General features: G+C 30.2%; 12 protein-coding genes and 1 tRNA gene. 6 read left to right on the forward strand and 7 right to left on the reverse strand.

Annotation, left to right across the window (positions count from 1 at the left end; genetic code table 11):
• Positions 1-17 precede the first annotated feature (17 nt).
• On the reverse strand, positions 18-548 hold the full coding sequence (gene msrA / locus Q1A15_RS10170) for a peptide-methionine (S)-S-oxide reductase MsrA (protein ID WP_299622837.1): 531 nt from the start codon (positions 546-548) through the stop codon (positions 18-20).
• Positions 538-987, reverse strand: a complete 450-nt coding sequence (gene msrB, locus Q1A15_RS10175) for a peptide-methionine (R)-S-oxide reductase MsrB (RefSeq protein WP_299622841.1) — start codon at positions 985-987, stop codon at positions 538-540. The genes msrA and msrB overlap by 11 nt, the downstream gene beginning before the upstream one ends.
• Positions 988-1,073: 86 nt before the next feature.
• Between msrB and Q1A15_RS10180 the strand changes: the two genes are divergently transcribed.
• Entirely contained in the window at positions 1,074-2,291 is a 1,218-nt protein-coding gene (locus Q1A15_RS10180) for a Pycsar system effector family protein (RefSeq protein ID WP_299622844.1), read from the forward strand.
• 148 nt (positions 2,292-2,439) lie between these two features.
• A complete protein-coding gene (locus Q1A15_RS10185) occupies positions 2,440-2,928 on the forward strand; it encodes a hypothetical protein (RefSeq protein WP_299622846.1) in 489 nt (162 codons plus the stop codon).
• 69 nt (positions 2,929-2,997) lie between these two features.
• On the opposite strand, the gene Q1A15_RS10190 is transcribed toward Q1A15_RS10185, so the two are convergent.
• Both Q1A15_RS10190 and Q1A15_RS10195 read right to left on the reverse strand, forming a co-directional pair.
• Positions 2,998-5,382, reverse strand: a complete 2,385-nt coding sequence (locus Q1A15_RS10190; RefSeq protein WP_299622849.1) for a GAF domain-containing protein — start codon at positions 5,380-5,382, stop codon at positions 2,998-3,000.
• Between the two features lie 123 nt (positions 5,383-5,505).
• Positions 5,506-8,307 (reverse strand): TonB-dependent receptor, encoded by a 2,802-nt coding sequence (locus Q1A15_RS10195; protein ID WP_299622853.1) that lies wholly within the window; start codon positions 8,305-8,307, stop codon positions 5,506-5,508.
• A gap of 419 nt (positions 8,308-8,726) precedes the next feature.
• Here Q1A15_RS10195 and Q1A15_RS10200 point away from each other — a divergent pair, with 419 nt between their 5' ends.
• The 3 genes from Q1A15_RS10200 (at position 8,727) to Q1A15_RS10210 (ending at position 10,735) form a co-directional block, all read left to right on the forward strand.
• Positions 8,727-9,086, forward strand: coding sequence for a hypothetical protein (locus tag Q1A15_RS10200; RefSeq protein WP_299622856.1), 360 nt, complete (start codon positions 8,727-8,729; stop codon positions 9,084-9,086).
• Between the two features lie 28 nt (positions 9,087-9,114).
• Positions 9,115-9,957, forward strand: coding sequence for a type IV pili methyl-accepting chemotaxis transducer N-terminal domain-containing protein (locus tag Q1A15_RS10205; RefSeq protein ID WP_299622859.1), 843 nt, complete (start codon positions 9,115-9,117; stop codon positions 9,955-9,957).
• A gap of 85 nt (positions 9,958-10,042) precedes the next feature.
• Entirely contained in the window at positions 10,043-10,735 is a 693-nt protein-coding gene (locus Q1A15_RS10210; protein WP_299622861.1) for an energy transducer TonB, read from the forward strand.
• 26 nt (positions 10,736-10,761) lie between these two features.
• Here the strand turns inward: Q1A15_RS10210 and der are convergent, their stop codons facing one another.
• From der to era, 3 genes are all read right to left on the reverse strand, one after another.
• Positions 10,762-12,072, reverse strand: a complete 1,311-nt coding sequence (der, locus tag Q1A15_RS10215; RefSeq protein WP_299622864.1) for a ribosome biogenesis GTPase Der — start codon at positions 12,070-12,072, stop codon at positions 10,762-10,764.
• 83 nt (positions 12,073-12,155) lie between these two features.
• The gene (locus Q1A15_RS10220; protein ID WP_299622867.1) at positions 12,156-13,712 is read right to left on the reverse strand and encodes a choice-of-anchor I family protein; all 1,557 of its coding nucleotides are present in this window, start codon (positions 13,710-13,712) and stop codon (positions 12,156-12,158) included.
• Between the two features lie 92 nt (positions 13,713-13,804).
• On the reverse strand, positions 13,805-14,686 hold the full coding sequence (gene era, locus Q1A15_RS10225; protein WP_299622869.1) for a GTPase Era: 882 nt from the start codon (positions 14,684-14,686) through the stop codon (positions 13,805-13,807).
• A gap of 121 nt (positions 14,687-14,807) precedes the next feature.
• On the opposite strand from era, the gene Q1A15_RS10230 reads away from it, so the two are divergent.
• Positions 14,808-14,880, forward strand: a tRNA-Met gene (locus tag Q1A15_RS10230).
• Positions 14,881-14,888: the final 8 nt, after the last annotated feature.

The raw sequence follows: 14,888 nt of genomic DNA on the forward strand, positions 1-14,888 counted from the left end.
AAAAAGAAAACTAGCATTTATTTCAACTTATCAGCATATAATTTTCTAAGCTTAGAAAGCTTTGGTGTAATCACAAAATTGCAATATCCTTGTTCCTTGTTGTTTTCGTAATAGTTTTGATGATAATCTTCTGCTGCATAGAAAATTGGTAATTCACTTACTTCAGTAACTATTGGATTATCAAAGTAAGGTTGTACTTGTTTTACCACTTCTTCGGTAATGCTTTTCTCTTCTTCATTCTGATAGTAAATAACAGAACGATATTGAGTACCAACATCTGCTCCTTGACGATTTAGCGTTGTAGGATCGTGAGTGGTCATAAAAATGATTAAAATTTCTTGAAAAGAAATTACATCAGGATTATAAGTAATCTGAATTACTTCAGCATGTCCTGTTAAACCAGAACAAATTTCTCTGTATGTAGGATGTCCAGGAGCGTTTCCGCCTGCGTAACCAGAAACTACTTTTTCAACACCTTTTATTTGATTAAAAATGGCTTCAGTACACCAAAAACATCCACCACCAACTGTTGCTATTTTAGTTTTCATCGTCTAATTGAATTGATAAAGAATTTACACAATAACGTAAACCACTAGGTTCTGGTCCGTCTGGAAAAACATGACCTAAGTGAGAATCGCAAGTATTACAAACAATCTCGACACGAATCATTCCATGTGAAGAATCTTTATGGTATTTAATAGCATTCTCTTGTATTGGCTGAGTAAAACTTGGCCAACCAGAACTAGAATCAAATTTTATTGAAGAATCGAATAATGGTGTGCCACAGCAAGCACAACTATATTTTCCTTCAGTAAAGGAAGTACAATGTTCACCACTAAAAGGTCTTTCAGTTCCTTTTAATCGAGTAATCATAAATTGTTCAGGAGAAAGAATTTCTTTCCATTCTTCATCGGTCTTTTCAACTCTTTTATCTGGAGTTGGATTACCATTTACTGTGTAGTGTATAATATTTTTCCAAGTAAGCATAATTGTATGTCGTAATAATTCAAGAAACCTTGCGTTATAAAAATTGCTAAAGTTTAGTTACTTTTACTAAACTAAATTACGGATTTATGAGCACTCTTCTAGAAAAAGCAGAAAGTTTTGTGATGAATACTTTAAATGAAAAACTAGATAAAAAACTAGTTTATCATAGTTTGTCGCATACACTTCGAGTAGTAGAAAAATCTTCTGAATTAGCAGAAGAAGCAAAGCTATCTGAAACAGATAAAGAGTGTTTGGTTATTGCTGCTTGGTTTCATGATACAGGTTTTACTGTAGATCCTAATAATCATGAAGCAGAAAGTGCAGTTATTGCATCTGAGTTTTTAATAAAAGAAGGAGTAGAAAAGGACAAAATAAAGGTAATTCAAGAAACTATTTTAGCAACCAAAATGGATATTGAGCCTGTTTCTGAGTTAGAAAAACTATTAAAAGATGCCGATTGTTCTCATTTAGGAAGTAAAAAATATAATGAGTTCTCTCAATTACTTCATAAAGAAATGGAGTTGTTATCTGATTCGAAAATTAAAGACACTGATTGGATAAAAAAGAACATTGATTTTTTAACCAACGGACATCGTTTTTATACTGATATTGCTGTTAAGAAATGGGAGAAACAAAAATCTAAGAATTTAGCTCAGCTTTTAAAAACAGAAAAGAAAGTTAAGCAAGAGCAAAAGAAATTATCACAAAAGAAAGAAGAACTTCAATTCAAAAAAGATAAAGTAGAATTACCAGAAAGAGGAATAGAAACAATGTTTCGTGTTGCTTTAAGAAATCATATTACCTTAAGTGATATTGCCGATACTAAAGCCAATATTTTACTTTCGGTAAATGCGATTATTATTTCAATGGCATTGTCTACTTTAATTCCGAAGCTAGATAATCCTTCAAATGGATATTTAATTACACCAACTATCATTTTTGTTGCATTCACAGTAGTGTCAATTATTTTATCAATTTTAGCAACTAGACCAAATGTTACACAAGGAAAATTCACAAAAGAAGATATTGCGAATAAAAAAGTGAATTTAATTTTCTTTGGTAATTTTCATAAAATGAGCTTGCAAGAATTTGAATGGGGAATGAGTGAAATGATGAAAGACCGAGATTATTTATACGGATCATTAACAAAGGATTTATATTTTCTTGGTTTAGTTTTAAATAGAAAGTACAGTTTACTTCGAACTACTTATACTGTATTTATGATTGGTATTATTGTTAGTGTAATAGCTTTTGCAGTTGCTTTTTATAACCAAAGTACTGGAGCTGCGCCAGTAGTAGCGTAGTTAAAAATCATAACTTTTTATTTTAGTGTTAAAATTTCAAGTTTAAATGCTTCGTTTTCTTTTTGTTAAGAAAAACGGGTAAAAAAACTGTAGGGTGAATATCATATAGATTGTATTACATCAGTAATAACATTTTAAAATTAATTTTATGAAATTCATTAAAAATCTACTTGTAATCAACTTAGCATTATTCTTATTCATTTCTTGTAACGATGACGATAATGATGTAGTAAATCCAGATAACGGTTCTGCTACCTGTAATGCTGTAGATTTTACTATTGCTGAGAATGTTGGATTAGATCTTAAATTCGAAGCAGAAAAGAAAGACGATTATACTTATACTTTTGAAGTGACTCAAAAAGATGCAGCCGGAGCTACAAATGTTTCTCAAAATGTAAGTAACGGAACAAATTCTTTTGTTTGGGGAGTTGGAGAAGGAGAATATAATGTATGTCTTAATGTGGCAATTGCAAATAGCTCTTGTACTCCAGAAAAAACATGTAAAACACTTATCGTGACTGCAAAAAATGTTGTAGACTTTAATAAACCTGAGACGGAAAAAACAGAAGTTTTTAAAGATAACGACGGAAAGTATAAATTAAGATTTTTAGATACCAACGGAAATGAGGTAAACTAAATGATAGAGGATTAGAAATAAAAAAAGAACCTCAATGTAGAGGTTCTTTTTATTTATGGTTCTAAGAAATTATAATTTCTTAATAAGTTCGTCGATAGATAATGTAGATTTCGAATTTTCTTCATTATTGTAAATTACTTCTACACGAATTGCTTTTAATCCTGAAACACCTTGTAAGTCTTCTAATTCTAGCAATTCTACTTTCCCAAGATAATTTCTAGATTGTAAATATTTAATATACTTTAAATATTCGTTGGCATCTTTATCTTGTGAATATACAATAGCGATCTTTCCTGGTGTTGTTAAACGCTCTGTAGTTCCTTTAATATGTGCTTTGTCAATTCGTTTTTTGATAATCTCGTAACGAATATTATAAGCTCCATCAACATCAAATTGTTTTTCATCCATTCTAAACTCTATAGCTAACGGATTACTATGGACTAATATTAATGAAGCGACACGTAAATCATGAGGTAACTTTTCTCTTAAGTTATACGCAACATTTTCCATTTCATAGGTAGTTTGTAGTTGCCATAATCTTAAGTTGTACAAGTACAGCGAATCGTATTTCTTTTCGTTTGTTATAGATTGACCAATGTACATGTTGTATTCAACACCATCAGTTTTATAACGTTCAAAATAATGTGGAAATATCTTTTGAGCTTCTTCCTGTTTCTTGTCTATAAACTTTGTAAGCTTATCGTTTAACTTAGTAACACTTAATTCATAATCTTTTCGTTTTTCATAAACTACTTGAAGATCATTGTCAAGCTGACCAAGATACTTATCTACCAATTGAGTTAATTCATCATTAATCTCTTTAATATGACTAAATACAGGATAAATTTCACGTTTTAAGAAATCTAAAATAGCAACTTCATCACCAGCTTTAATTCCTTGTTCTACTTCAATTAAATACTCTTGTACACGATACATTAATTCATCGTAAATAGGAAGTTTTTCCTTTTTACAAGCTTCTTTTAAAACATTAATTGCAGAACTTAATTGCTTTGTTAAATCATCTTTAATTGCTGTATTTCTAGCTAAAGAAGAACCTTTAATGTCTAACTGTCCGTATAACGGATAAACATCCTTAAATGCTATTTTTTCAATTTTAGCATCTTCATCTTTATCTAATAATGCATTTTGATAATTTTCAGCAGCTTCATAAAAACGCCATTTTACAGACGGATGTATAGAAGTATAATATTCTTGAATTGTAGCTTCTAATATATTTAAATATTCTTCTGAGTTTCTTTCAGCAGCAGCTTCAAAAACAGGGATAATATCTCTTAGTTTTTGTTTGTTAACTGAGTTTAACTCATAAGGTCTAGGAGAAGCCATTTCTAACAAAACTAAATCTTTACTCATATCTGTTTTGATAGGAATAAGGATGATACTTCCAATATCTTTATTTTTTAAAATGTTAGAAAATCTATTTCCGCCAGTTGAATCTTTGTATTTACTTACATCAGAAATTACAATGCTTTCAGTTTCTCTAAAAATTTTACTGATTAGATGATCGCAAAAATATTTTTCACAGGTAATTAGTGTTTCCTGTTCTAACATAATACTTTCAGATCGTTTTACTTTAACCTTACCATCAGTAATATTACTAATATCGAATACAGAATATCCAACTTTTAAATCTTTAATTAAGAAAAAGTCTCTAAGATTATCTCGTATTTTTTTAGTTAAACTATCATCTTCTCTTCTAACTAAATTATCTCGAATAGATGTTATGGTTTCATCAGCAGTTACATCAAAAAGATTCATAATTCCGAATCCTTTAAATATGTATGAATTTGGAGGGAATTTCTCTCTCCAGATATCAATGTTATCAAAATTATCTAGCAATAATTTGATGTCTTCTTCAGTAATTTTTGGAGCATTTTCAGTAGGAGTGATATCCATAAAATCTCCATTAAAAGCAACTCTATAATGCTTAACTAAATCAATTGTTTTATCAGGTATATCAAAATAGAAAGGACGTTTTAAATCTACATGATAATTATAAATTGAAGATAAAATTAATGTACAAGCATAAATATACATTGCATCTTGTTCGAAGTTACGAACAACAAATTCATAATCTTCACCAGCATTATTCAGAATGTTTTCAAATCGTTCAGTAAACTTAAAACAAGTAAAAGAAAATGGAACCGTAGCTGCTTTTATTTCATTAGTAGTTAGTATTTCAGGAAATAAAGGATCTAAAACTAAGTTTATAATGTCTTCATACTTCTGAAGTAAAGAGAAATCTGAAAATCCTTCAATTAGCTCAGGAACTTTATCGATTTCTTCAACCATATTTTTAGCAGCTACATGAAAAGGATGTGTTTCGTATTGATTATCAGTGTATTTTTTAAAAAGATCGTATACCTTTTTAAAACTGATATTAATATGTAGAGGTAATTCTAAATCGACATTATCATGGAAACTTCTTATGGTCATCTTCATTCTTTTTTGTAGCTACAAATTTACGAAATGTATTTTTTAGTCGAGTTGATCTAGGACAACTTGCAAAAAAGCATAAAAAAACCATCATTAATCATGATGGTTTTTTGAGTTATTTTCTTAAAAGTGAAATTCTCTGACTTCTCCTTTTTGTCCTAAACTATTAAACTTCCAGCTGAAACCTAGCATAAAATATCGTTGTAATACTGTACTTTCAGAATCTTCAATGTAGTTTCCAACAACATTTCTTCTTGCATTTGTGTTCTGATTTAGTAAATCATAACCTTTTAAAGTTATCGTTCCTTTATCTTTTAGAACTGAATATGCTAATGTTGCGTTCCAGAACCAAGCCGATCTGTTAAATCCAATTACATTCGGATTAAATGTATAGCGAATATCATTTCTCCATTCTAATTTCTTAGGAACGTTAGTTCTTGTTCTAATTCGTAAAGAATGTCTTGTGAAATTTTGATCTTCAATATTATCGATATTAAAAGCAGTATTTGTAAAAGCAACTTCGTAGTTTGGTTCAATTACAATTTTCTTATTCCAGTTATATTCAATACCAAGTCTAGGTGTAATAGAATTTGTGGTTGTCATATTTTCAATATCATTTAAAATATTGATACTTCTAGAACCATTAGCACGTAAACCAGTTCTAAATCTAAGTGTAGATAAAGAGTCTAATTTTATGCTTTTATTATAACTAGCACCTCCAAAATAACTGAAAGCTCCGTCTGCATTTTCGTAAGTAGTTGTTCTTACTAAATCGTCTCCAATGTTTGTTTTGTTTACAATAACATCGTTGTTAACATTTCCTCCAGCCCAAAGGAAAAAACCAGATCTTTTTTGCCAATCGTATTTGTTAAAACTAACATATACTCTGTGATCTTTACTAGGTCTTAAGTTAGGGTTACCGGTAACAATGTTTGAAGGATTAGTAACATCTGAAAAAGGTTGAAGTTGTCTAATACTAGGCGCATTATTTTCTAAATCATAACTAACATAAAGTCTAGCTTTTGAAGGAAATCTATATCGAATACGAGCATCGATAGTAACATTATTAAAATCTTTAACTAAACTTAAATTAGGTCTCAGCTGATCTTCATTTTCTAAAGTTCTCATGGTTTGCCCAATGTCGAAATCTAGATTAAAGCTTTTTGCGTTATAAGTAACACCAACCAAAGGAGTTTTTGTGATATCATTAAACGTAAAGTTTGTACTTAAATCTGTATTGAAATTTGTGAAATCTTGAGTTGTATTATCAAAATCGAAAGTACTCTCTATTCGAGTTCGTTCATCTGTACTGTAGCGATAATTTAAGTTTACAAATAATTTCTTGGCAATAATTGGTTGTCGGTATGATAAACGAGTTCTAAAACCAGTTAAATCACTATCTATATCAGTTCTTTGATCTCTTATTTCTGTACTAGCATTAGTTCCGAAGGTTTCGATAGTAGAGTTGTTGAAATTCTCTCCATCTGTTTGATCGAACTGATTTGTAATCGAAGCTTTAATAAAAGCTCCTTTTTTTCCAAATCGTTTTGTAATATCTATTGTGTTTTGGAAATTTTTTGCATCAGAAGATGAGATTGTAGAACTAGAAAAACTATTGGTAAGTGCTCTGTTTTCGTCAAGAGTTTCATTAGATTGATTGAAGTTACTAGTTCTATTATTTAATGTAAATCTAGGAGAAACATTAATTAAAAAAGTAGAATCAATCTCAATATCTAAATCAGTATCAAAACTATGATTATCGTTTTCAGTAGAACTATTAGAGTTAGAATTTGTAAAGTAAATTAACTCTCTAGTTTCAGTTGGGTTGTTTTCATCTCTAACCTGTACTGTGTATTCACGATTACTTCTATTTACATTTTCTGAACTACTTCCAGAATAAAAATAATTAGCATTTAAATCTACACCTTTACCATATTCATCAGCATATGTAGCACCAGCAGTTCTAGAGGTAATAATTCCATCACCACCACCAAAATTTCTTCCACCAATAGAGAAACTTCCGTTACTAGAAAAGCTTACTCCACCGCCATTACCAAACATTTTATTGATTTCTCCAAAACTAAACCCAGGAGAGTTAATGTTGTTAGTACCAGCAAGTACACTAAAACGAGTGTTATTATCAAATCGGTTAACAATTGTTGCTGCTTCGTATCGTTCATCTGTTCCACCACCAGCGGCAACTCTACCAAACCAACCTTTGTTGTTTTCTTTTTTTATGGTAAGGTTAATTGTTTTGTTATTAGCGTCTCCTTTTTCTCCAGAGAAAGCTTGAGATTTTGACTTTGTATCTGTAATCTGAATTTTTTCAATAATTTCTTTTGAAAGATTCTTAGTTGCTATGGTAGGATCATTTCCAAAGAAAGGTTTTCCGTTCACTAAGATTTTATTTACAGCTTTACCATTTACGGTAATTTGTCCTTCTTCATTAACTTCTACACCAGGTAGTTTTTTTAATAAATCTTCTACGTTAGCATCTTTTTTAGTCTTGAATGACTTTACATTAAATTCTAGAGTATCTTTTTTAATTGTAATTGGAGCTCTAGATTTTACAACAACTTCATTAAGTACATTAGTATCTTCTTTAAGTAGAATAGTTCCAAGATTAATATTCGAATCTTTTTCTAAAAGTATTGTTTTACTATATTCACCCATTCCTACAAATGAAACATAAAGCTTTACTTTATTATTGTATACTTTTCCTTCTAGAGAAAATCCTCCTTTTTCGTCAGAAATAGTGTAAGATAAAACAGTACTGTCTTTTGCTTTTTCTAAATGTATTGTAGCAGCTTCTATTGGTGTTTTCTCTTTTTCAGCTTTAATTGTACCCGTAATTCTAAATTTATAAGATTGAGCTTGTAGCCCAAACGATAGAATTAAAGCAATAATTGCAAATGTTTTTTTCATAAATACTCCCGTTGTTTTTAAAGTCGCCAAAAATATTAAGAGCAACTTACATATGAAAAAGAAATGTATTGAAGTGTTTGTATTAAGTATTGAGATGTTTTGGCTTTAATCTTCTCTCATTTTAACCCTATTAAAAATACTCGCTCACAACAATTTAACTTCCCTTCAAAAAAATCAAGACAAAAGAACAAAAAAAACTAACCAAATAAAGTTAATGTTAGTTAACAATGGTTAAGAAATGTTAATTTTTAAATTAAACGTATGGAAATATATTTATAATTGAATTTTGTGTTAAAAAAAAGGTGTTTTTATGAATTATTAGGGGTTTTTTACTGAATTCTTTGAGAATTTTTTGATTTATTGATAATAGCTCATATATTTGCTGCGTTGACATAAATAAAAATTAGATCCCCCCCAACATGAAAGTTCTACTAAGTTCTATACTAATGTTGTTTTTCTGTTTCACTGTTTTTTCACAATCGGAAGAAGACTACAAAAAAACATTAGAGCTCGTTAAAAAAGCATTTAACGAAAAAAAATCCACACTATTACACGCAAAATTTGACTCAAAACTACAAAATGAGTTAAAGGCTCAAGCGTTTGCAAAAAAGATAGATAGTTTACATGAAGATAAAGGTAAAATATCTACTTATGAGTTGATTATGGAAGAAGACAAAGAGAAAAACTATCTCGTTGAATTTGAAAACGGTTCAATGTTAATTATCCTTTATCTATCGCCAAATGGTGCGATATCGAAATTTCAGATCAAAGACTATTAATACTTAAAGTACATCAAATTATATTATTATGAGAAAAAGACTAAAAAATATAGTTCTTACTCTAATCCTGTTATTAACAATTCATATTGGTTACGGCCAATCTAGCAATAAGTACGGTGCATTAACTTACAATAAAGCTGTAAATATCTCTGGAAAGCAAAGAATGTTAACGCAAAGAATGGGTAAGATTTACTTGTATTTACTTAGTAATCCGAATGATTTTAAGGCAAAAAAAGATTTAAAAATCACTAAGATAATTTTCGAAAAGCAAAATAGTATTCTTGCTAAAAATACTGAAGCAAGTTTAACGAAAGAGCGTATTAAAGAAGTAACTGATACTTGGGAAAAGTATAAAAAGTTCTTAGCATCGCAACCTAATAAAGACGATGCCGTTAAAATTATCAACACCAATTCTACAATTTTAAAATACGCAAACAACGTAGTAAATGCAATTATTTTAGAGTCAAAAGGAAAAACAGATGGAGACGATTCTTTTGTGGAAGAAGAAGATTCTGAATTAAAAGCAATTATTAACAAATCTGGTAGACAACGTATGTTATCGCAACGATTAGCATTATACTATTATGCTAGTAAGCCAGAACTAAAGAATGCTAAAATTGAACGTAATTTAAAAAGTGTTTATACAGAAATTGATAATGCATTAAACGATCTTTTAATATCTAGTTTTAATAATGAAAGAATAGACGAGGCTTTAGGAGATGTTTCTGCCTTATGGGAAACTGTAAAAACAAATGAAGATCGATTATTTAAGCAAGGTTACGAGGATAAAGAAATGTATAACCTAAGTAATCAATTAACAAAGAGTTTTAATAAAATCACCAATTTATACGAAAAAGTAAGAATAGAATAATAGAGAATATTGTTGTGTAAACTTAAAAGAAAAACAAATACATATTATTAATCATAGTTTTAAAAAACATACCCCCCCCAATATTATGAAACTAAAGAACTATTTAACCATTTGTTTTCTGTGTGTCTGTTTTACCGCGATAGCGCAGAATGATGTATGTACTTCACCCAATCATGAAGTAGAAGATTTGAACAGTATTGGAAAATGTGCAATTGAAAATTTTAAGAAATCTAAACAAAAAGAATTTGTAGCAATTTCTACCAGAAGTAGAGTAGTACGAAGAAGAAATACTCGAAATATTCTTAAAATTAAAAAGGATTTAAATGCTATTTCTAAACAAAAAAAAGTAGTAGCTAAAAAGAAACAACTAGACTTTAAGAAAGAAGAGAAAGTTGCTGAAGAAAGGTTGTTAAAGAGCTATTTAAGATTCGATCAAGTAACAGATCAACCAGTTTTTATTACTTGTTCAAATAGTACAATAGCAGATAAAGATAATTGTATTAAAGCTACAATTTCTGAAAATATAGTAGACAATCTAATTTACCCTTTTGATGCTGCTTCTGAAGGAATAGAAGGAAGAGTTTGGGTAAGATTTATTGTTGATAAAGAAGGTTATGTGAAAAATGTTACAACTTCTGGTCCAGATAATGGTGAATTATTGGAGAAAGAAGCGGAAAGATTAATTTCATTATTACCGAAATTTATTCCAGGAAAAAAGAACGACGATTTTGTAAATGTCGAATATTTTATTCCAATAGACTTTGAATTAGATGAATAATCTAATTCAAAGTAACTAATGTTTTCTTATTTCTGTCTGAAATATATACTGATAGGAACACCATTAAAATTATAATGTTCGCGAAGTTTATTCTCAACAAACCTTCGGTACGGATCTCTTATGTACTGCGGAAGATTTGCAAAAAATGCAAATTGAGGTGTATGCGTTGGTAATTGCATACAATATTTGATTTTTATAAACTTACCTTTTGTTGCAGGTGGAGGTGTATGTTGCATAATCTCCAACATTGTTTCGTTAAGTTTACTCGTTTGTATCTTACGTTTTCTATTTTCATGAACTTCTACAGCAGTTTCTATAGCTTTAAATATTCTTTGCTTTGTTAAAGCAGAGATAAATACGATAGGCACATCTGTAAAAGGTTCTATTGTCTTACGTATTTTATTTTCGAAATCACGCATAGTATTGGTCTCCTTGTCAACCAAATCCCATTTGTTTACTAAAATAACAACACCTTTTCTGTTTTTTTCAGCAAGCCAAAATATCTTTTCATCTTGTCCTTCAAAGCCACGAGTTGCATCTACCATAACAATAGCAATGTCACAATATTCAATGGCTCTAACAGCTCTCATTACAGAGTAAAACTCTAAATCTTCTTTAACTTTCGATTTCTTTCGAATCCCTGCAGTATCTACAAGATTAAATTCAAATCCGAAACGATTGTATTTAGTATCAATAGAATCTCTTGTAGTTCCAGCAATATTGGTAACAATATTTCTGTCTTCTCCAATTAAAGCATTGATAAAAGAAGATTTACCTGCATTTGGTCTACCAACTACAGCAAAACGAGGTAGTTCATCGATCGCTTCTTCGTCTTCTGAAGGCGCTGGAATTTCTTCAGCAATCGCATCTAATAAATCACCAGTTCCACTTCCGTTAACAGAAGAAATGGTATGATAATCACCTAAGCCTAAGTTGTAGAATTCAACAGCATCGGCAGCACGCATAGCGTTATCTACTTTGTTTACTGCGATAAATAAAGATTTATCTACCTGACGTAGAATTTTGGCAACAGCATCATCCATTGGAGTAATACCTTGTTCAACATCTACAACAAACAAAATAATATCAGCCTCATCGATAGCTAACTGTACTTGTTTTCTAATCTCTCCTTCAAAAATATCATCTGATCCTACGATGTATCCACCAGTATCAATTACAGAGAATTCTTTTCCATTCCATTCAGATTTTCCATAATGACGATCTCTCGTTACACCGCTTACAGAATCTACAATGGCTTCTCTTCTTTTAATTAATCTGTTGAATAAAGTAGATTTACCTACATTAGGTCTTCCTACAATTGCTACAATACTATTCATGCTGCAAAGGTAGCGTTTCTATAAAATAAAACAACTATTGAAGCATATCAATAGTTGTTTTTTATGAATACGTAAATTAGTTCTTATTTTACATTCTGATAGATACTTACGGTTCCACTATCTTCATTAGAAACAAGTACTAAATCTTTCCCGTTAGGACTATCCTTTGCTGGGATCACTAACAGACCTTCTGGAGCTTCATCTCCATCATGTGATAAAATCGATAAGAAAGTTGGCGCAGTTGGTATTGTAATATCATATACTAATACTTGATCGGTACGTTCTAAACCTACAAAAAGAATATATCTTTCGTCTTCAATATTTAATACTTCTACCGCTTCTGGTTCAGCACCTTTATCATCACTTCTTTTATCTTCATCGTTAAATCTTGCTGGAGTTAATTCTAAAGTTTTACTAGCAATACTGTTACCACTATCGTAAACTAAAGTTCCGTTTTCAGACCAAATACTGAAAGAACGAGCTCCGTAAGAATATAATTTATCATAATCACCATCTCCATCAGTATCACCTAAATCTAATGCGATTTTTAATCTACCTAATTCTTCTTCTTTTTGTAAATCAGCAGCGTTAGGAAAAGCAGTTGGATCTAAATCAATTTTCTTGATTCTTTTTTCGTTTACAAAAATATCTTCGTCGTCATCTTCTGTATCTGTTCCTTTATCATCAATATATTCTCTTGCATCACCTTCATTTGCTGAAATAACATAACCAACTCCATTAATATTTACATAAGTAATAGCATCTGGTTGGTACATTCCATAAACTGGAACGTTTCTTAATTCTGTTTTTCCATCTTCATTACTAGGATCGATTTCATTACCTGCTTGGTTGTAATCTTTAAAACCTAAAGGATAAATAGCTTCAATAGTTTTAGTAGTTAAATTTACTTTAGCCATTCCGTTATTTTCTTGTAAAGACACCCAAGCCGTTTTAGAATCGTCTGAAATAGCGATATATTCTGGTTCTACATCTTGAGCAAGATTTGCATTAGGACCAAATACTCTAAAGCCATCTGCTTCTAAAGCAGCTTCTTGACCATTAAAAGCATTAAAATCTAAAGTCGTTACTTGTCCGTTTTCAATATCAATAATACTTATACTACCTTCAGGATCATTTGTATATAATGCGTTAGGTTCTCCTTCATTAGCACAAACTAATAATTTACCATCTTTAGAAAAAGTTACCATGTCTGGTAAAGCACCTACAGTGTAATTGCTAATTAAACTATTATTTTCTGCATTGTATAAAGCAATTTTCCCGTTATTTTGTTTTACTTCATCTTCTAAAGCGATTGCAATTTTTCCATCGTAAGCAGTAATACTATTAGGAGCGCCACTTGCTACTGGAATTGAAGAAAGTTGTTGAGGCGCAATTACGTTTTCAAGATTGTAAACTGAAATTTCTTTAGCTTCAGAATTTACAACGAATAATTTTTTTGTTTTTTTATCGAAAGCAGATATTTCAGCTGCACCTTCACCACCAACACTAATAGTACTTAAGTACTGAAAGTTAACAGTTGTGTCGACTGGAGTAGGAATTGGATCTGTAGTTGTGTCATTGTCGCAACTCACTAAATTTAAAGCAAGCATTAACAATAAAGTTTTAAATAAATTTGTCATGGTTGATAATTTTGACAAAACTTATTTTAAAACTTTACTTAAAAGTTATGCAAAGTAAAAGTGTTTGTTAGATTAAACTTAATAATGTTAAATTATTCTTTATAACCGAATCTTCTTAATTGCTTATCGTTTGAACGCCAGTTTTTATTAACCTTAACATATAGGTCTAAGAAAATCTTTTTATCGAAGAAATGTTGTAAACTTTTTCGAGCTTCTGTACCAACACGTTTAATTGCTGTTCCTCTATGACCTATAATAATTCCTTTCTGAGTTTCTCTTTCTACCATAATAACAGCTCTAATTTTTATAATATTAGGCTCTTCTACAAAACTTTCAGTTTCTACTTCTACAGCATAAGGAATTTCTTTCTTATAATGTTGTAAGATTTTTTCTCGAATAGTTTCGTTTACGAAAAAACGTTCAGGTTTATCTGTTAATTGATCTTTAGGATAAAAAGGAGGAGAGTCTGGTAATAACTCAATGATTTTATAAAAAACAGTTTCTACATTAAATTTTTCTAAAGCAGAAATTACGTATACAAATGAGTTTGGAACTTTCTTTTTCCAATACTCAATTTTTTCTTGTACTTGTTCCTGACTAGAAATATCAATTTTATTCAATAATAAAATCACTGGAATTTTACTATTTATGATTTTATTAAAGAAGGCTTCGTTTTTTAATTCCTTTTCACCAACTTCAACCATGTAAATTAATACATCGGCATCATCAAAAGCAGCTTTTACAAAATCCATCATAGAATCTTGTAATTCATAAGCAGGTTTAATGATTCCTGGAGTATCAGAAAAAACAATTTGATAATCGTCACCATTAACAATACCTAGAATACGATGTCTGGTAGTCTGAGCTTTAGAAGTTATTATGGAAAGTCTCTCACCAACCAATGCATTCATTAAGGTAGATTTACCAACATTTGGGTTTCCAATAATATTTACGAATCCTGCTTTATGTGTCATAGGGGCAAAGGTAAGTGTTTTTACGAGTGTTGATTATAAAATAATACTATAGTTTTTTGAAAAAAAGTTAAAATAAATTTGGTAAAGTGTTTTAAAAGTCTGTATATTTGCCGTCCAATATCGCGGGATAGAGCAGTAGGCAGCTCGTCGGGCTCATAACCCGAAGGTCACAGGTTCGAGTCCTGTTCCCGCTACTAGATTA

Source organism: uncultured Tenacibaculum sp. (assembly GCF_947495995.1).
Classification (GTDB): domain Bacteria; phylum Bacteroidota; class Bacteroidia; order Flavobacteriales; family Flavobacteriaceae; genus Polaribacter.